This is a genomic window from Nitrospirota bacterium (assembly GCA_016207905.1).
Lineage (GTDB): Bacteria > Nitrospirota > Thermodesulfovibrionia > Thermodesulfovibrionales > JdFR-86 > JACQZC01.
In genome coordinates this window covers 35,425-52,728 of record JACQZC010000001.1, presented here as the reverse complement: position 1 = coordinate 52,728, position 17,304 = coordinate 35,425, and the positions used below count along the sequence as shown (strand labels likewise).

22 protein-coding genes are annotated in these 17,304 nt (G+C 43.2%); 1 reads left to right on the top strand and 21 read right to left on the bottom strand.

The window, feature by feature from the left end; translation table 11 throughout:
* From HY805_00360 to HY805_00330, 7 genes are all read right to left on the bottom strand, one after another.
* On the bottom strand, positions 1-1,305 hold a 1,305-nt coding region (locus HY805_00360; GenBank protein ID MBI4822674.1), incomplete at its 3' end, for a hypothetical protein.
* Positions 1,306-1,388: 83 nt separating this feature from the next.
* Positions 1,389-1,916, bottom strand: coding sequence for a hypothetical protein (locus HY805_00355; protein ID MBI4822673.1), 528 nt, complete (start codon positions 1,914-1,916; stop codon positions 1,389-1,391).
* Between the two features lie 118 nt (positions 1,917-2,034).
* Positions 2,035-2,457: a hypothetical protein gene (locus HY805_00350; protein ID MBI4822672.1), complete on the bottom strand. Its 423-nt coding sequence runs from the start codon at positions 2,455-2,457 to the stop codon at positions 2,035-2,037.
* 40 nt (positions 2,458-2,497) lie between these two features.
* Positions 2,498-3,232 (bottom strand): hypothetical protein, encoded by a 735-nt coding sequence (locus HY805_00345; protein MBI4822671.1) that lies wholly within the window; start codon positions 3,230-3,232, stop codon positions 2,498-2,500.
* The gene (locus HY805_00340; GenBank protein MBI4822670.1) at positions 3,229-5,121 is read right to left on the bottom strand and encodes a hypothetical protein; all 1,893 of its coding nucleotides are present in this window, start codon (positions 5,119-5,121) and stop codon (positions 3,229-3,231) included. Before HY805_00340 ends, HY805_00345 begins: the two co-directional genes overlap by 4 nt.
* A gap of 399 nt (positions 5,122-5,520) precedes the next feature.
* Positions 5,521-5,928 (bottom strand): hypothetical protein, encoded by a 408-nt coding sequence (locus tag HY805_00335; protein MBI4822669.1) that lies wholly within the window; start codon positions 5,926-5,928, stop codon positions 5,521-5,523.
* 17 nt (positions 5,929-5,945) lie between these two features.
* Positions 5,946-6,890, bottom strand: coding sequence for a hypothetical protein (locus HY805_00330; protein ID MBI4822668.1), 945 nt, complete (start codon positions 6,888-6,890; stop codon positions 5,946-5,948).
* Positions 6,891-6,905: 15 nt separating this feature from the next.
* On the opposite strand from HY805_00330, the gene HY805_00325 reads away from it, so the two are divergent.
* Positions 6,906-7,139 carry a hypothetical protein gene (locus tag HY805_00325; protein ID MBI4822667.1) on the top strand — a complete coding sequence of 78 codons (234 nt, stop codon included), beginning with the start codon at positions 6,906-6,908 and terminating at the stop codon, positions 7,137-7,139.
* A 17-nt stretch (positions 7,140-7,156) separates the two neighbouring features.
* Here the strand turns inward: HY805_00325 and HY805_00320 are convergent, their stop codons facing one another.
* The 14 genes from HY805_00320 to HY805_00255 form a co-directional block, all read right to left on the bottom strand.
* The gene (locus HY805_00320; protein MBI4822666.1) at positions 7,157-8,191 is read right to left on the bottom strand and encodes a hypothetical protein; all 1,035 of its coding nucleotides are present in this window, start codon (positions 8,189-8,191) and stop codon (positions 7,157-7,159) included.
* A 3-nt stretch (positions 8,192-8,194) separates the two neighbouring features.
* The gene (locus tag HY805_00315) at positions 8,195-8,356 is read right to left on the bottom strand and encodes a hypothetical protein (GenBank protein ID MBI4822665.1); all 162 of its coding nucleotides are present in this window, start codon (positions 8,354-8,356) and stop codon (positions 8,195-8,197) included.
* 104 nt (positions 8,357-8,460) lie between these two features.
* Entirely contained in the window at positions 8,461-8,892 is a 432-nt protein-coding gene (locus HY805_00310; GenBank protein ID MBI4822664.1) for a DUF1834 family protein, read from the bottom strand.
* Positions 8,893-8,910: 18 nt separating this feature from the next.
* Positions 8,911-9,063 carry a hypothetical protein gene (locus HY805_00305; GenBank protein ID MBI4822663.1) on the bottom strand — a complete coding sequence of 51 codons (153 nt, stop codon included), beginning with the start codon at positions 9,061-9,063 and terminating at the stop codon, positions 8,911-8,913.
* Positions 9,056-9,385 (bottom strand): BppU family phage baseplate upper protein, encoded by a 330-nt coding sequence (locus HY805_00300; GenBank protein MBI4822662.1) that lies wholly within the window; start codon positions 9,383-9,385, stop codon positions 9,056-9,058. Before HY805_00300 ends, HY805_00305 begins: the two co-directional genes overlap by 8 nt.
* Before the next feature lie 265 nt (positions 9,386-9,650).
* Positions 9,651-10,562, bottom strand: coding sequence for a discoidin domain-containing protein (locus tag HY805_00295; GenBank protein ID MBI4822661.1), 912 nt, complete (start codon positions 10,560-10,562; stop codon positions 9,651-9,653).
* A gap of 20 nt (positions 10,563-10,582) precedes the next feature.
* Positions 10,583-10,891 (bottom strand): hypothetical protein, encoded by a 309-nt coding sequence (locus HY805_00290; GenBank protein MBI4822660.1) that lies wholly within the window; start codon positions 10,889-10,891, stop codon positions 10,583-10,585.
* An 11-nt stretch (positions 10,892-10,902) separates the two neighbouring features.
* Positions 10,903-11,334 carry a DUF1320 domain-containing protein gene (locus HY805_00285; GenBank protein ID MBI4822659.1) on the bottom strand — a complete coding sequence of 144 codons (432 nt, stop codon included), beginning with the start codon at positions 11,332-11,334 and terminating at the stop codon, positions 10,903-10,905.
* A gap of 116 nt (positions 11,335-11,450) precedes the next feature.
* The gene (locus HY805_00280; protein ID MBI4822658.1) at positions 11,451-12,329 is read right to left on the bottom strand and encodes a Mu-like prophage major head subunit gpT family protein; all 879 of its coding nucleotides are present in this window, start codon (positions 12,327-12,329) and stop codon (positions 11,451-11,453) included.
* A gap of 10 nt (positions 12,330-12,339) precedes the next feature.
* Positions 12,340-13,002: a hypothetical protein gene (locus HY805_00275; GenBank protein MBI4822657.1), complete on the bottom strand. Its 663-nt coding sequence runs from the start codon at positions 13,000-13,002 to the stop codon at positions 12,340-12,342.
* Positions 13,003-13,121: 119 nt separating this feature from the next.
* Entirely contained in the window at positions 13,122-14,114 is a 993-nt protein-coding gene (locus HY805_00270) for a phage protease (protein ID MBI4822656.1), read from the bottom strand.
* On the bottom strand, positions 14,111-14,569 hold the full coding sequence (locus tag HY805_00265) for a phage virion morphogenesis protein (GenBank protein ID MBI4822655.1): 459 nt from the start codon (positions 14,567-14,569) through the stop codon (positions 14,111-14,113). Before HY805_00265 ends, HY805_00270 begins: the two co-directional genes overlap by 4 nt.
* The gene (locus HY805_00260) at positions 14,566-15,807 is read right to left on the bottom strand and encodes a DUF935 domain-containing protein (GenBank protein MBI4822654.1); all 1,242 of its coding nucleotides are present in this window, start codon (positions 15,805-15,807) and stop codon (positions 14,566-14,568) included. Before HY805_00260 ends, HY805_00265 begins: the two co-directional genes overlap by 4 nt.
* Positions 15,804-17,249 (bottom strand): hypothetical protein, encoded by a 1,446-nt coding sequence (locus HY805_00255; protein ID MBI4822653.1) that lies wholly within the window; start codon positions 17,247-17,249, stop codon positions 15,804-15,806. Before HY805_00255 ends, HY805_00260 begins: the two co-directional genes overlap by 4 nt.
* Positions 17,250-17,304 lie beyond the last annotated feature (55 nt).

Here is a 17,304-nt window from a genome sequence, read left to right as displayed (position 1 = left end):
GCCTATCTCTGCATAGATGTCTCCAACACTGTGAAGCTCATGTCCAGCTAAAATACTGTCATACTGTGTCTTATGTTCCCATGCCTCTGCACCAGCCCTATGAGAGGTTTTGGGTGTGCCACCTGCCTGCTCTCTTAGAAGGTTATTTAAAACATTTCCCGATTTAGAAACATAGCCCATTTTTTCGCCATCGACCCATATACTGCCTGATGCGGGAAATCTACTTCCATCGGATAGCTCGAGGCTTACTGCATCCGAACTAATATCTACCTTAAGTGTTGTCTTTGCCCCCCAGTCTATACGAAGGGCTGGGATGCGAATGTCTTTCCCATAAACGATTGGCTCGTATCTTCCAACATCCTCATAGGCATTTGGATAAGTGATTGTGTCAATCACATCCTGCTTCCACAATCTGTCTTTTGCATAGAGCATGCTCGATGCCTTTGCCTTAAAGGACATGAGGTCTATGTCATATGGCTCATCTAAGACTCCCTTAAACACAGTCTCTATGCCAATGGGGTTATTGCCTGCATCGAGATATGTCTCTTTGATCACACACTCTGCACCCTCAAATGGATAAGTGTCTCCTGCCTCTATGAGATAGGTATAAGCTCGCCACTTGTCGTTTTTAAAATCTAACGTGATATCTGAATTCAAAGCCCCTGAATCAGCACGCCTGAGTTCATCCTCTATGCCTGAAAGACTACTTAGATAGTCTTCGTAGAGTAGGGAGCTAACTTGAATGTTTCTGTCCGAAAGATAAAGAGTGGGACCATTGTTTTTGAGTGTAATCTCAATTAGATAGATGGGCTTAAGGTAGGGCTTTTGCTTGATTTCTTCAACATTGGTTATTTTAATAAAAGGTGCATGAAGAAGGATTAAAATATTCTCGGTTTCAGGGGTTATTTTTATCTCTGTCAGGACCGATGTCTGATAAATATCGAGTAAGATGCTAAGTGCCTCTGGTGTGAGTATATTGTCCGAGAGGACATCAGGAGACTGCTCATTAAACACGAGGCTCAAGGTCTCAGGAATTATGCGTGCCTCATTCTGAGGAACTGTTACCCCATAAAGCTCAATCAAGATATTCGATGAAGCAGGTATTATAGTTTCAGAGACGCCTGCAATAACAAATGGAGAGTACTGCTCAAGCGTGAGCGCCTGAACAGAGGGTGTTAGGACAACATCGAGGCAGATTGTAGGGTCATGGCTTGCAGATATAAGGACAAGCACATCAGGCAGAATCGTTATATTCGTGCTTACCTGAAAAGCATTGTTTTGAAATGCACTTGGCTGAAATGCCACCTTAACTCTCCTTACCTGTCATTCCCGCTTGTCGGGAATCCTTCTTCAGAAAGATGCCGAACAAGTCGGCATGACAGTTAAAGTTAATTTATTATCTCCATTCCAAACTGTGTTGGACCATGAACCGATGAGGTTGCCGCAAGGTCTCTTGCATTATTCATATTAAGTTGAAACTCGAAATAATCTCCTGCGGCTACTTCTATTACAGGTGATACAAGAGAATATGGTGGCCCTTCTCCACCGGGGGCTACTGGTGCATCTGTTAAACTGCAACAGATAACCGTAGTGCCATTTTTAATTAGGCGACATGCAAAAGTAAAGCCCGTTGCGGTAAATGCACCTACAGAGGTTAATCTTACTTTCGTAACTCCAGAGGGAACCGTAAGCCTTGAATTGTTTGTAGCATTGTCATGAATATTGTCTGTATCATATACCTCTGTGTCATAGGCTATTGTGCTCCATGCACTTGCAGGTAAGCTTACATTGCCTGACTTGCCAACAAGCGCCCCTCTGAATGTAATCGCATGGTCTGCATTCCAATTAGAGGGCCTAACTACAGCAGTATCACTGCCATCTGTTAAGCCACTCTGAAATGCATGTTTGACTTTCATATTGCCTCCTTTTTTCTGTCATTTCTATGTCATTCCCGCTTGTCGGGAATCCTTCCGAAGAAAGATGCCGAACAAGTCGGCATGACAGAGGGACAAGCGGGAATGACCCTCTCTGTCCTTAGCTAAGGCTTAGAATTCCCGATGCATTCCATTGAATCGTGAAGTTTCCATTTGAGGATGTTTTATCCGCAGAAAAATCGATATAGGCAATCAAGGGTGATGTTCCGGCAGTGCCAGTGTCTTTGTAAATCACAGCCCCTCTCGCTGTTAAAGATGAGCTTGCCCAGACAACATCATCTGCATCGAATACTGCCTTATTATTTGTGTTGTCCTGAGTAACGGTCTTATTTGCCAATGCCTGTCCTCCTGCTGTGTAACCTGTGCCTGTGATTTCATTCGTTACATCGTCTTTGAAATCGTGAAGGTCCTGGTCAGGCACATAAGCAGAGGTTACGAGTAAGACCTTGATTGTGTCTGTGTCAAGGTCAATGTTACCATCCGCTATCTTTTTCTTGAATGAATTGTAAATTACATTTGCCATTTTTTATCTCCTTTTTAGTTTTTTATTCTGTCACGACAAATCATGGAATTACCTCCATAAACTCAAAATCAAAATCATATTTCTGATATGAAACCTCCTTTATGTTTATTGGATTTTTAAGCTCTCCGAAGAGCCAATTTCCCTCATGGTCATAAAACCAAAATGGTTTTCCACCACTCCATACATCATTAAGAGTAAGAATATTGTTTTTCTGTGTCTCGCCTACACATCTGACATGATAGAACCTCTGTTTCCGAGGGTCTCCTTTTATAAGAAACCTTACCTGACCTCCAAATGACTCCTCACGCTCTATATTAAACAGTGGGTCAAGGTGTTCTCCGGGACGAGATGGATTCCTTTCCCATTCATATGTTTGAGTCAAAAAAAGCTCTGCAATTTGGGGAATAGAGGCAGGAGTCGTGATTATGAACTTCCAATATCTTTTTGTTATAGATGCCCATGACTTATCAATAAGCCCTGATGCACCTGTCCACTGTGAAATAGCAGGCGTGTATGTAATATCATCGTCTGAATATTTAATATCCAATGTCATACCATTAAGGTTATGCCCTGAAGGGATTAGAAGCCTGTCAACTGCCTGTGGTGAACTACCCTGGTCTATTTTTATCTCGGTTGTTATAGCCGAGGTTGTCTTGAAAAATCTTCCTATATTCCTATCATAAAGACGGTAAAGGGGATAGTTTGAATCCTCAGTTCCTGCGGATAGACTTACCGTTCCTGTCTCAAGGATGTTTTTATAGGAGGATTTAATCATTTAGCGAGAGCCTCAGGGATTGGACTTCTACCTGTTGCTATATCTTTTGCGATTGATTCCTGTATCCCAACTGCATTTACCGTAATGGTTATGGTTTTGTCTTTGAGTTCGCCGATTGCGTTTTTCACATCTCTTATTCTCTGAAGTCCTGCTTCATTTGAAATATGGATTGTTTTGTCTTTGTTAATTGCAGTTTGAAGATCATCGATTCCAGTTATAACCCCTGCAATTGTAGTGCTTCCAAGTGCTGCGAATTTTTCATCGAGGTCTTTAATTGCGGTAGGAAAACTTTCCAGTAATCGTTGAGGCTCGGCAAGTCTCTCAAGCTCTGTACTGATGCCTGAGAGTTTATCTTGGAGTTCTTTGAGATGCGTTACATCTCCGAGAGAGACTCCGCCTGCTAATTGAATTTTTTGAATTTCAGAGACAATACCCATGTATTCTGTCTTAATATCCAATAGCGTTTTTGGTTGAGGCAATATCCCCATGTCTTTTTGCCATTTTTTTGCGTAATCTTCATAGCCTGCGGTTGGGGCTGAAATAAGAGTAACGCCTCCAACAGTCTCAGTCTTTGGCTCAAACATACTAAGGTCTGCTACTGCCTCAGCAACACCTTTGATTTCGGTCTTTGCAGTAGATGCCGATGTGCCGAGGGCGCCAAAAACATCGGTTAAGGTCTTGATGGGGGCGGGGTCAGGGGTATAAGGGGGCGGGAGTTTTGCTTTCTCTCTAATATTACTGTAAGCATTGTCAAAAGTAGATTGCATATTTTCTGCGGTCGTGGTCCATGTGTCATAGATGCCCTTGCTGAATGCTTCATAATTACGATTTGTTCTTTCAAAAAATCGTTGCGGTGTATCTTCTATTACTTCCTTGAAGCTCTTTTTGATTTTATCAACATCAAGAGTGAAAATTCCAATTAGTAAATTACCGATACCCTTAAGCATATCCCAAATGCCTTGAAATACAGCTATAAAATCCATCACAAATAAACTTATAATATCGCCTAAAGAATTAAAAATACCTTCGAAAGTATAAAGTATATTTTGTCCAAATTCACCCATAAATATCCAAAATTTTTGCCATGGGCTGGGATCTGTTAGTTCCACTGCCGAATCCTTTGTCTTATCCATTTCAGTTCGGAGATTTTTAAAATAACCTATAACTCCTTCGGGAAAAGCCTTTAAAACCTTCCATAGATTTTCAAATGTAGTGAGTATTTCTTTGCCTGTTTTTTCTTTAATTTCATGCCACTGTGAAGATATTTTTTGAATAGCTTCATTAGCATTTATTGCAATCTCCCCCATTGCCTTCATCTGCCGTTGTCCCTCTATAATTGCCAAATTAGCCAATGCCTGTGATTGTTCAAGCTCTGTTAATTGGTCGGCAGACTTGCCTATGCTTTTGGCATACTCTTTGAAAGCATTACCTTGGTCTATAACGATGCCGAGTGATTTGAGTCCTCTTGTTGTTTGATTTGCAGTTGCAGTCGTTATTTGGTCAAATGCAGAAGCGATGTCTATGCCAGCCACCCTTGCAGAGGAACGGGCGACTTCAAGTAGTTGGACTATCTGTGTCTGCGATAAGCCTTGTTGAAGGGATCTAACCGCCCTTTGCATCAATTCCGAGTTATCCAATATCCCTGCCGAAATCTCCTTCATTTTTTGGAGCATCATATCGGCATGAACTCTATATGCCGAAGTGACATTTTTAAAAGATTCTTCTGCCTGAAGTGCCGAGGCGCCAAGCTTTGCAAAATCAATTGCTTTATAAACTGTCCCGAGCGATGCTGTTATAGCCGCTGTCATACCAAACCAATGTGTTTTGCATTTATCAAAGATAGTAGAAAATTTATCTTCTGCACTTATTATTAGCTTGACTTCTGCCATAAAACCTCCCATAATTTAGCTATGAGGATATATTTAAAATTATATTTTATACTCACTGGAATAGGTCTTCTTGCATTCATGATTGCATTCATGCTTGCTTATTCTCCTTAAGCTCCTCTTCCACTATTGCCAGCATCTCCAAATCCTCCTTCGTTGCCCCATACATCCTCAAAATCTCTCCTCCTATATGAAGCTCTGCAAGGCTTACAAGTAAGCTCCTCATCTCAAGAATCCTCTGCTCATCAGGGGTAAGAGGAGGAATGGGACAGCCCCCCTCACCCTCACCCTCTCCCGCAAGGGGAGAGGGGATTTTAATATCTCTCTGAACCGCAAGGGGAGAGGGTTTACAAGGTGGTATGACCCCATCTTTCTCCTCGATGTCCCTGCATTGCTCACAGCTCACACCCGGATAGTCTCGTCTTGCCCGGATGTGAGCAAGGAGTTTTTTGTTTTTCTCTCTTTCTCGGCATCTTGAAGAGCCTGAAGGTCTGTGCAGGTCTCATTGACAAACCTTGAAAACTCCATCCATTTGCTCATAAGAAAATCACAGTTCTCAGGGCTATAAGGATATTCCTTGCCCTCCATGGTGATGCCCTTCCAGTCTCGGACACATGCCCTGCCCAGAAGCCTGTTTGCCTCTACAGGGTCAAGCTCATCTGCCTTCTGATGCTTTCTGTCCCATGAGGTTTTAGTTGCCTTCTTTAGAATCTGTCTTAATTCATCTATCGAGACATAACGCATAAAAACCTCTGCATCCATGAATGAAACCCACACATGATAGTCATCTTTTAATCCACTTATTTCCACAATGCCTCCTTTGTTTTTTATGAAATCGCCCTTTTCAATTCAGAGCGGTCTGACCTCCATCTTTGGGCAAGAACGCTTTCTATCTCCTCTGCTAATGTCCTTCCACTTTTACCTTCTGTACCGTAGATGTTTATGGTTGGAGAAAAGTTGATGTTTCCTTTACTGCCCTTCTCTGCTATTGCTCTATCAACCCTTACAGTGTGTCTTGTCTCAGAGGGCAAAGAGAACATCTTTTCTTTTATGTATGTATCGAGGCTTAATGCTATTGGTGTTATAATTCGTTCTCGCACATTCCTGAAAGTATCCCATGCAGACTGAAGGTTGTGAAAGAAATTCTCAGGGTCAAGGTTTAAAGAAATCGGCTCTTTAATCTTTTCATGAAGCTCCTCAATTGCCTTTATTGCTTTAGGGGTGTCGAGTCCGTCAAATGCAGTTGGTTCATATCCAGTTCGGTAAGACAGTTCTTTTTTAGCGGTGGCAATTATACCTTCGAGTTCTGAAAAGTCTGGCGTAAATAGAGCATTCTTTAAATCTCTCTTTTGATCGGAAATAAAATTTTCGTAACGCTTTATCTCGGATATAAGAGAATTAATGCTTTCAAAATGCTCCTTAACAGGCTTAAGATATTCAAGGAGTATTTTCATTGCACCTGACAGTTCTTCTACTGGTGACTTTAAATCTTTGACTTGTGAAACAGCTGACTCTATAGACTTTGCTGTTTTTTCAATCTGGTTTTCCTTCCGTAGTTCCCAGAGAGCCTTTATTGCCGTGCCTATATAAAAAGCAAGATTTAACCAAAACTTTGGATCAGCAAACACTGAGGCTTCTGCATATTTTAAAGCACTGCTTGATTCTTTTAAGTAATCAAATGCCTTGCCTAAACTATGTGTGCTCTTTTCTATAGCACTGAACGTGCTGGTTATATTCTCTTTTGCTATTATTGCTAAGTTCACTTCTGCCATGATATACTCCTTTCTATGGAGCCAAAAGATTTATTTAGGGAATTCTTCAAAGAATTTAAATGGATTTTACTTACAGTCGCCGCGTTGTTATCTATGTTGTCAATTGAACTCATATTTTCTTCCTACTGGGCATATGGTCTTGGACTTCTTTATATAGCTTTTTTTACCTCTGCCATGATATACCCCTCCCCTCAGCCCTTCCCTCGAGGAATAGAAACTCAAAAAGTTCTCCTCCATAGAAAGGGGTGAGGGGGCCTCTATCATCCTTATGAAAGAACATTTGAACTCTGCCTGTTTATCACATCCACCTGAAATGGCTTGAGTATGCCTGTCATTCCCGTTGGTGCCGTTGGAGTGGCAAGACATTCAAACTCAAGCGGATGCTTGACCTGTCCTTTGTCTGTTACTGCCTCGGCATTCAAAAGGGCAAGGTGAGGAAACTGAAGCTTAAATGTCCTATAGTATGTTGCCTCAATCAAAGAGCCTGTGAATACTATATCCATTTTCTTTCTCGTATCAGAGCCTAATGCACTTAGGTATGTAGTTGCAGTATATCTTGGGAATGTGAGCTTGAGCTTGACCTCTGGAAGTCCATCTGTCTGTGGCTCATCTATCCTGTTACTCTGACCAACGATATATGCACCTGTCACCTTCCTTTTATATGAAAGTTCAAAGCCTGATGGATAGACCTTATCTCCATCTGCAAGTGCGGCTCCTGATTTATCATTGAGCCTGAATACACCTTGAGACATGAGAATGCGGTTTTCCTTCTCAAAGTATGTTACATTGGCAAAGCTCGTAAGGTTGTTGATAGAGGAGTTGAAGTCCTCATTGTCAGCGATGACATCAAAGTCAATCTCAACAGGCTTGCCCATCTCTGCCCTCAATGTCCAACCTGAGACCTTCACAGACGGATACTCAAAGACATTGACCTTCTTGTTTATGGCTACCGTTGCAAAAAGACCATCGAGAATATCTGATAGTGTAAACTTCTGTGCATATGCAGTCGTTGTCCCTTGCTGTGTAGGTGCTCCGCCTGTTGCGCCCATTGCGAGGGCAATCAAGGTGTCTAAGCCATCATACCTCATAAAGGCATTGAGAGAGCCTTCCACTTTAACCTGACCCATGTCCCTCTGCTCTGAAAAAGGCATGCCTAATGAATCGTCAAGGATAGACTCAATTGCCTTTTTAAGATTATCTCCTGTAAGAAGCACTCCGTTATTTGCTCCACAGGCAACCGGTGTTGCCCATGCGGATGCCTTCTTAACTCCTGCCTTGATTTCTGGACCTGATACACCCATTTTTTATTCCTCCTTTTTTTTCTTCATCCCGAATGAATCGGGACGGATTCCCATTTTTTCAAAGATTTCCTCACCGAAATCTCTCTCCTCGATGTCAATTACATCGCCCTCATTGACCTGCCCATACTTCGGATGGATTGTCGTTATCTTTGCCTTAACCTTCATATATCCTCCTTACAGTTTCGTCATTCCCGCTTGTCGGGAATCCTTCCCAAGAAAGATGCCGAACAAGTCGGCATGACAGAGGGACAAGCCAGAATGACAATCCTTTACCAATCGTATGTCCCATCAAAACTCGTTTGAAAATCTATTCCATAAACAGCCACTGTCTTTGATATAAAGACCAATGCGACCTTCATAGGCTTAAGCCTCTCTATGTCTAAATCGAAATTCTTATTCGTGAGGGTGGCAGTGACATCGTTTATAAGGTCGTATGCACCACCTGAATCTTTTCTTAGAGATGAACTGCCTCTTAGGTTTTTACCTGCAACAAGCACGGTGAAATCCACTGTCTCCTGATGATTTGGACCATCGAGCCAATCGAAGTTAGAGCCTCCATAGACAACATAGCAGGCAGGAAACCTGATAGGAAGGCTTTCGATTTCAGCCTCAAGCTGACCTGCATAGGTCTCGACTGTCTTAAGATAAGGAATACTCTTAAGGGTCTCGATGAGCTTGTCTTCTATTTGTTCAAAGTCCATAACTTAATTCCTCTTTAATCAATTATATTCCCCCTCACCCTCGCCCTCTCCCGCAAGGGGAGAGGGGATTATATATATCTTCTCCATTGGCAGAGAGAGTTCTTTCAATGTCTTCCCTCCCTTGACGGGAGGGATTGAGGGAGGGTGACTTTTGTTGTTTTTTTTAATCAATTATATTCTCCATCGCCCTGAAGGATAATCCTCCGGCAGGGGTTAAGGTCGTTCTGTTTTCTGCTGCATCATACATTGCCACTTCATAGACACCTGAGAAAACATTTGTTCCAACATTAAATGTAAATGAGACATGCCCCTGTGAGACATCGTCTATTACGCCTGTTACAGGACCTATTTTATAAGAGGCATCTGCAAGGTTTTCCTTCACTCCGAATTTAAAAGTCATGCCAGTGATATTTTTAGGAGTGCCGTTTTCTTTTACCTGAATGCGTAAGATGCGCTTATCGCCTTTGGTAAATGTCAATGATTTAAGTGCCATATAATCCCCCTCACCTTAATCCTCTCCCACAAGGGGAGAGGAGATATTATTTTGTGGACTTCGTCCCCAATCCCCTCTGTCATTCCTGCCCCCTCTGTCATTCCCGCTTGTCGGGAATCCTTCTTCAGAAAGATGCCGAACAAGTCGGCATGACAGAGGGACAAGCCAGAATGACAAGTAAGGAACAAGTCGGAATGACAATAAGAAGGGTCAAAGGGGGCTCTGTCCCCTTTACCTAAAAAGGGTGGGTGGGTGGGTAAGATTCTCATATCTCCACCACCTCATACTCGGTTGAGATGTCAGTAGGCTCAAGCGGAAGGTAGTAGTTTGCGATATAGCCACTTGCCATCAACTCACCTGCAATAATCAGCTCTGCCTGCTCTGAGCCATTACTTATGAACTGTGCCTTGAGCCTCAGAGAATTCGTATAGTCTGTTATAATTGCACCTGAAAGGGCAGTATTAAGCTCTGATAGTGTAAGCCATGTGCCATTATATGCACCGTTATTTAAGGCATATTGGTATTTAAGTAAGCCTGTTCCTCCAAAGGAGTTTTCAAAAAGACTTAATGGATTTGTGCCGAGTGTGTTGTAGGGAATTGCCACCCATAGGGATTCAATAGAAGGGGAGGTAGTTGGATATTGAAGAAATTCAATTTCACTAATCGTTAAGTAAGTGTCTCCGTTATTAGCTGTAATGTAGAGCCTATAATATCTATAGCTTGTGCTGTTAGCGAAAATATAAGTTCTTTTTGTATTTATCCAATTTATTTGATTTTGTCCGTCCAAAACTATCCAATCAGTGTCATTGTTTGAGCCTTGAAATTCCCAAATCTTAGGGGCTCTTGTTGGGTTATCTATTTGCTGTTTAATCGTATATCCAATTACAACTTTTCCATTATCAACTCCTAAATCAACCTTTATCCACCATGGGCTTGATGTTCCCTTAGTATGCCAAATAGAATCGCTATTGTTATCGAAAGCCATATAGGGTCTATAGTTGTCACCTAAATATTCGCTTGCCGAAATTACATAAGGAGAAGGCGTTGTGTCAGAGGTCATTAAAGGTATTATGTCGTTTCTACTGAGTCTTATGCAGGTGGGCTTAACAACAGTATAGACCTTCTCAAGCCCTGATGCAATCGCACAGTCAGCTATTTTAGGAAGTGCTATTGACATTTACCCTTCCCTACTCATGCTCATATATTATTCGCAGGCAAGACTGCCACGCTTTTGCTCAATGCAAGTATGTTCTTTTCCCATTCCATGAGAATTACCTGTGCATCTGCTACTGCCTGTAAATCGCCAAGCCCCTTAAAAAAGAAGGTATTAACCTCGTCATCTGTCAGGGTGCTTAGTGTCTTGCCTGCACCAATGGACTGATGAATTGCACTTAAAAGCTCTTCATAATCAGGTTTATAAGTATTATTGATGCTATTCATGGTAAGACATGCATTACTTAGCTTCTTAGCCATATCACCTGCTGATACTATCTCTTTAAGTCCCATAAAAACCTCCTTTAAAATCCTTCCAGTTTATCCCTTGAAAAGACATTCTCATCTGTCTCCTTATTCGTCTCTGCCCTTCCATCAATGCTTGCAGAGGGTTGAGGGTCAATGCCCAGAGAGACTACGCCTTTAGATATTGCCTCTAACTGTCTGATTGCATTCTTATATCGCTCTGCCCTTGTTTGCGGTATTTCCTCTACCCTTCGTGAGTAAAGGTTATAGATTGCAATGTCAATAGAAAGTTTTTTTACAATATCAGGGACCGTGGAGAGCGGAACTTTATACCGCCCTCCACAGTAGGAGTCTATCTCGGAGTCAGCACCCTTTATTGCCTCGTCAATCCGAGTTTGATTGACAACACCCAATCCCTCATCGTCAGTAAGCTGAATGAGTGTTTCTTCTGGGATGAGCTTTTTTATGTCAGCGAGTGTTGAGTATGACAATTTAATTGTCCTTTCTTATGTCATGCTGTCCCGATGCTTCGGGATTCAGCATCTTGTCTTTTTTTAGACCCCGCAGGGGGATATGTAAGGGGGACACAAGTCCCCCTTACAGGTTTTTATGCTAACCACGGTGAAACCAGAAGCTCTGCTGTGTTTCTCCATTTGTTGGTTGCACCCGAGGCATCACGCTCATTCATAAGAATCTCCCGTGCTGCACCTTCGAGAGTTGGGGGGACAACGAGGAGGTTTGGCATAATGCCCAGTGGCTTTCCCTCTTCGTCTTTAAACGAAAGCATGGCAGAGCGGGCGTTTCCATAGTTTGTGGCATTAAGGGTATCCTTGCTGGCATAAGCCATCTGCCATAAGCCAAACCCTGCATTATCCCTTCTGTCTACTCCATAGATATATTTCTTTCTCATAAAGACATGCTCATCGTCAGGCATATCTTTTGAGACAAACTCCACATCCCTTCTCGATTGGAATATAAGGGGCTTTATTGCCCTTCCTACATCTAAGAGATACCACCCTGTGCCTGCGCCACCTCCATAGTTTGAGACACTGCCACTTCCAACCGGATGGTCTGTGTCAAAGAAATACTGTCCGTCATAGCAAGAGGTTTGAAACCCTTGCGAAAGAAGGCTGAATACGAGTTCATCTGGGTGCTGTGCCGCAGACCTACCTAATTCTGCTATGATTGGCTTATAGACACCAATGCTGTCGTCCTCGATGTCGTTTCTGTCAAGCTCGATAGTGACTTCCCAGTCTTTGTTCTTGATGTTATAAGTATTCAAAGAAAGATTCTTAATAAATCTTTCTCCTACCCACTCACGCATCTTGGGGAATGCGCCAAGCCATGCATATGTCTCCTCTCTTACTGATGATGGAACAACCATAGCCACCTTTGCGAAGAGTGGCTCTATACCTGTAAAAGCCTCATTGAAGATTGTCTTAAAGCTCTTGTAGATTGCACTTAGCGATGCTTGATTGATTATCATGGTTTCCTCCTTATCCTGTTGCCCTAAGGACAACGACTTTGAATGTGTTATTTGCAACTGCAGCTACAGCAAGTGTTACAGTTACAGAGCCATCTGCATTCCGCACTACGCTGTCAATTAGCTGGTCTTGGTTGCCTGTGGAGTAGATGCCGAGAATCTCGCCACCTTCAAGATCAGCATCTGCTGCACTTGAGCCCGATGTTGCAGATGCGGCAACGGTTACGGCAACCGCCTTATAGCTTAGGCTTGTCTTCACAACCCTTACTCCGATTGAAAGCCCAAGTCTCACCCAAGCTTCAGTTGCAGAGTCAATTGCTTCTATGACACCAGCAACGATGTTGTTCGTGGTATCCAGTATTGAGATTGTCTGGTCATCAGAGACTAAGGCAACCTTGCCAACATCTGCAATCGTTAGCCCTGAGCTCGCAACCTTATATACCCCTTTCCTGACAAGCACAGACTTGTCTCCGTTTGCACCTGCGGAGTTGTCCACTTGCTCCTCAGCCCTGCCTATAACCCTCAGCCCTGCCGTATCTGAGGCAGGCACGGCATAACCTGAGGAGTTAATGGCAACTATCGAGCCTGCGAAAATCTTAGACGCTCCTGCCACACCTATAGAGTATGTAATGTCTTCTCTATAAGGTGTTTTCCTGTCAGCTGTTAATGCAGACATATTTCCTCCTTTTCTTTTTTTTCCGTCATTCCCGCTTGTCGGGAATCCTTCCTAAGAAGGATTCTGGATTCAGCCTTCGTAGCCACTTCGGCGAAGTAGGCCAAGCCAGAATGACAAAACTATTTATTGTGTTTTTTAAATGTCTCCTCGGAAACTCCGAGTGTTTTGTTCACCTGAATCTGAATCTCATCGATTGAGATGCCATCTCCGGGCATGTCTTCGCCTGCATACTCAAATGTGTCAATGACTATAGGTGCCTTTGAGACAAAGACCTTGAACCCTTCAATGTCTGTTTCTGCATAATCCATTGCCCAGTCTTTCTGTGCAGGAGTAACCTTACCTTCTTTCATTGCCTGAGTTACAAGCTCATCGGCATCCCTCTTTCTGAGCTGAGTCTCAAGCTCCGAGACCCTTTTCACGAGGTCATCTGCATACCTCTGAGACTGCTTCATAGCCATGACTGTGCCTGTGACTTCTGAAAGGGTTGCATCCGCATTAAGTCCAAGGGCACTCTGAATCTTAGATTTGAAATCCGAGATTTCTTTTATCTGAGACTTCAGTGTCTGAACTACAGAGATTGCAGAATCCTCGGTTGTATCGGGATTCAGTCCCAATACCTCAAGTAGTTTCTCCATAGAAACCTCCTTTCTTATTTCTGTTATTCCGACTTGTTCGGAATCCTTATTTACTATAGGAACCATTCCATCTATTGCCGGCTGGTTTGTCAATCCTGCATTGATAAGCCTGACTATCTTGTTATCTGAAAGCCTTTTCAAAAATACAGGGCTGAGATATCTGTATTCACGATTCTTGAGATACTCCCTTGCCCTCTCAGTCCATTCAACTATTGCCCACACCCCATCCTTGCCTTTATTTACAAGCCCCTTAATCCATCCTGCGGCAGGTGCCTCTTTACCACTTAGCGTCTGATGCTCATAGTCAATGACCATGTCGTTTTGATGAGAGTTGAAATCTTCGATGATTGCACCTGCGGATTCCTTATCGAGGATAAAGTCCCCTTTGTCTGTCTTATGAGAGCCTAATGGTAAAACCTGAATCTCGGATGGAATACCTGTAATCTCGGATTTCAAATTTAAAAGCTCAGAAATCATTTAAGACCTCCTAATAAGTAATCGTTAATCACATTGGTAATCTCGCCCATCTCCTCATCCGTTAGTTTTAAAAAGGGTCTTGCAGGGATAAGAGCCCTTCTTCCTTTGATACTCGTAAGTTCTCCGTACTGATGTACTGCAGCGTATTTAAGGTTTGTGCCAACACCTGCCCTCCGACTGTCAAAATATTGAGCGATAGATGCCCTGAGGGCTCCGGTTCTGTGCAGAATCTTGCCGGGCCAGTAGCCCTGTCTCATCCTATCCCGTATCGTCAGGGGATGAAGGGGATGCCATTTAGGTCTTCCTTCGGCATCAAAGTTTTTCTCTACCGAAGACTGCATAATACTCGCTACCCTTTGCATAGCTGGGCTCATGTCCTTTATCCGCTCTTTGATACTTCCAAGTGCCGCCATTGCCTCTAAGGCATCAACCCTAACTGTCAGGCTAACTCTCATTTAATCTCTCCCTTTACTGTCTCCTCACCATTTTCAGGCATGGGGATTCCGAATCTCTGATATATATGGGACTTTGGTATTCCATCGAAGCCCATATCCCTCACAAGGACGCCATAGGTCTCTGCCAGTGCCTTGAGGTCTTTGCCCTCCTCATAATGGAACTTGAAAACAGGAAGACTTTTGTCTATGCCAAAGTTATACTCGATTAGAGGACGAATGACCTGCATCTGAATCGTCCTTTGAAGTGCCTTTGCATCTGCCTCAAGTATGTCCTGCCTTACGGTCTGATGGACCTTTGCAGTTGCATATGTTCCAGAGGTCTGCTCTGTTGTAAGGGTCTGTCCTAAGACTGCCTTTGACATTGACGAATCGCAAACCCTGATAAGCCTTTCGTATATCTCTGCAGATGGCACTTTTCCTGCAGACTCGATCATCTCTATAACAGTCGAATCCGATATAACTGCGGCTGCATCGGCACCTAAGTTATAGACTGCATTCTTTAAAACCCTTCTATCTGCCTCCGATGTGGACGAGGAGAATTTTCCAATCCTCATTGGCATTGCAAACCTCTCATTGAATATGAGCCAGTCTTTGATTGAGTAATTCTTGAATAGATACATATAGGCACAGGGTCTCAAGATTCCAGCCCTTGGCGTAATACCGCTTCTTGCACGGTATTTATGGACAACGAATTTATTCGGGACGAGGTCTTCTCCATAAACAGGCTCTGAGTCTGTGAGAAGGCGAGGGATGTCAGAGATTGAGATTTGAGATTTGAGATTTGAGATAAATGTGAATCTCTTCTGATGTCTCCACTTAAGCTCTTTAAGCCAACACCTTTCATCTACAATCTCCCACATGATTTCTGAGACAGAAAATCCTTTTCCGATTGCATCGAGCATATCGAGCAATGCAGAGTCCCAGTTCTCACACCATGTGAGAGCCTCTTTTATGAATCCTGCAATCTTTTCGTCTTCTTTGTCTTTAGATGCAGATATAATCTCCCAACCAAGTCCTGAAACTGCAAGCTTTCTTGTCTGCATGACAGAGCCGAGATGAGCGTCTTTTTCCTCCATCTCTTCAAATAGCTCTGCCTGTCTTCCCACATCTCCCAAATCAGCCTCTTTGAAAATCAGTGCAAGCTTTTCGGGCGTGAGTCCCTGTGATGGATAGGACGAATATCTGTTTCTTACGGTTATAATGCCAATCTCATCGAGAATGGGTTTGTCTTTTTTCATATCAGCTCCTTAAGAAAACTTCTTTTTGAAAGGGATTCGTAAGATATGGCTTCCTCAGGCATCTGACCTGCATGAATCCCCAGAGAGGATGCCCAGAACCTATCCGAATGACCCTGCTCTGTTCTCTCTGCATCAAACCTGATATTGCCTGCCGAAGTAGTGAATTTCTTTACAGAATGGATGTCATCCCTGATGTTTTTATCTATGGGAATCCGAACCTGACGGTCTTCGAATTTTCTTCTCATGGTGATTGCTAAATCTTCCTTGACCTTTCCTGTAAATGTAATTGCCTCTATACGAGAGCCGAATCTCTCTACTGCCTCCTCACTGAGTTGCATGCCAAGACCTGTGGAGTCAATGCAACAACGTCTCACTGTCATGCCGGCTTGTTTTTTGTCATTGCGACTTGTTCGCAATCCTTCTTCGGAAGGATTCCCGACAAGCGGGAATGACAGATGGGGCGGGAATGACAGGGAAAAGCCCCCTTCCATTAGTGAAAAAAGAAAATCCCTCTGCTCTTTAAATGTCGCACCTTTCATTTCCTTAACCATTCTGCTCCAGAAAACATCCCCTACTTTTTCCCATAGCCAGAATACTGTGAGGTCGTGCTTACGCCCAATGTCAACGCCGAGGAAGTAATCCCCCTCCTGTCCCCCTTTAGTAAAGGGGGATATAGGGGGATTTGTTATCTCCTTTGTCGCTCCCTCATCCTCACAGCTTGTAATCATCTCGTATGTGATAAATGCAGTTGCCTCATCCACAAACCGGCATTCAAACTCACCTGCCCATGAATCAGGGTCTCCTATGCCCTGCCTTAACTGCTCTATGTCTACCTTAAGCCCTTCAGCCACAGCATCATAAATGTCGGTCTTGTGTTTAGAAAATCCTCCCTGTCCTTCTTTTTCTAAATCCCCCTTTTGTCCCCCTAAATTCCATAGCTCATAAAACATATTCTGTTTTCCATTTGGTGTTGATGTAACCCTCACCTTATAGCCCCTTGTAACAGTCGGATACATTGCACGCCAGATTTCCCTACTGTCTTTATGGAATGCAAACTCATCGAGGAAGACATTTCCTGAAAAGCCCCTCACAGTGTCAGGGTTTGCTGGAAGTGAGATGATGCGAGAGCCATTTGGAAGTTGGACTTCTTCCTTTGTTTCTCTTTCTGCCTTGATAATCTCATCAGAGCGAACCTTGAAATATCTAAGAAAGGAATAAACCTTTTGCATGACCTCCTTAGACTGTCTTTCTGAGGAGCTGAGAATCAGATTATTGCATTTGCTTTCAAGTGCCTCTGTCATAGCCTCCATTGCAATCGAGAAGGATTTTCCGACCTGTCTTCCTGCAAGCCAGATTTTAAGAGGGGATTTATCATTGACCCATCTTTGCTGATATGGAAGGAGAATAAGAGTCCCCTCGAATGTGGTTTGTGCAGAAGGCAAAGCCTTCAGTTCTTTGGAGGGGGGGCATGGGGGAGACTGTGTCTCCCCCATGCTT

Coding starts and splice junctions, on each gene's coding strand:
- HY805_00310 (MBI4822664.1), bottom strand. CDS start 8,892: ATGGACTTTGAACAAATAGAAGACAAGCTCATCGAGACCCTTAAGAGT.
- HY805_00355 (MBI4822673.1), bottom strand. CDS start 1,916: ATGAAAGTCAAACATGCATTTCAGAGTGGCTTAACAGATGGCAGTGAT.
- HY805_00260 (MBI4822654.1), bottom strand. CDS start 15,807: ATGAAAAAAGACAAACCCATTCTCGATGAGATTGGCATTATAACCGTA.
- HY805_00265 (MBI4822655.1), bottom strand. CDS start 14,569: ATGAGAGTTAGCCTGACAGTTAGGGTTGATGCCTTAGAGGCAATGGCG.
- HY805_00330 (MBI4822668.1), bottom strand. CDS start 6,890: ATGGCAGAAGTGAACTTAGCAATAATAGCAAAAGAGAATATAACCAGC.
- HY805_00280 (MBI4822658.1), bottom strand. CDS start 12,329: ATGATAATCAATCAAGCATCGCTAAGTGCAATCTACAAGAGCTTTAAG.
- HY805_00340 (MBI4822670.1), bottom strand. CDS start 5,121: ATGGCAGAAGTCAAGCTAATAATAAGTGCAGAAGATAAATTTTCTACT.
- HY805_00315 (MBI4822665.1), bottom strand. CDS start 8,356: ATGAAGGTTAAGGCAAAGATAACGACAATCCATCCGAAGTATGGGCAG.
- HY805_00290 (MBI4822660.1), bottom strand. CDS start 10,891: ATGGGACTTAAAGAGATAGTATCAGCAGGTGATATGGCTAAGAAGCTA.
- HY805_00295 (MBI4822661.1), bottom strand. CDS start 10,562: ATGTCAATAGCACTTCCTAAAATAGCTGACTGTGCGATTGCATCAGGG.
- HY805_00350 (MBI4822672.1), bottom strand. CDS start 2,457: ATGGCAAATGTAATTTACAATTCATTCAAGAAAAAGATAGCGGATGGT.
- HY805_00320 (MBI4822666.1), bottom strand. CDS start 8,191: ATGGGTGTATCAGGTCCAGAAATCAAGGCAGGAGTTAAGAAGGCATCC.
- HY805_00270 (MBI4822656.1), bottom strand. CDS start 14,114: ATGATTTCTGAGCTTTTAAATTTGAAATCCGAGATTACAGGTATTCCA.
- HY805_00325 (MBI4822667.1), top strand. CDS start 6,906: ATGGAGCCAAAAGATTTATTTAGGGAATTCTTCAAAGAATTTAAATGG.
- HY805_00345 (MBI4822671.1), bottom strand. CDS start 3,232: ATGATTAAATCCTCCTATAAAAACATCCTTGAGACAGGAACGGTAAGT.
- HY805_00300 (MBI4822662.1), bottom strand. CDS start 9,385: ATGGCACTTAAATCATTGACATTTACCAAAGGCGATAAGCGCATCTTA.
- HY805_00275 (MBI4822657.1), bottom strand. CDS start 13,002: ATGTCTGCATTAACAGCTGACAGGAAAACACCTTATAGAGAAGACATT.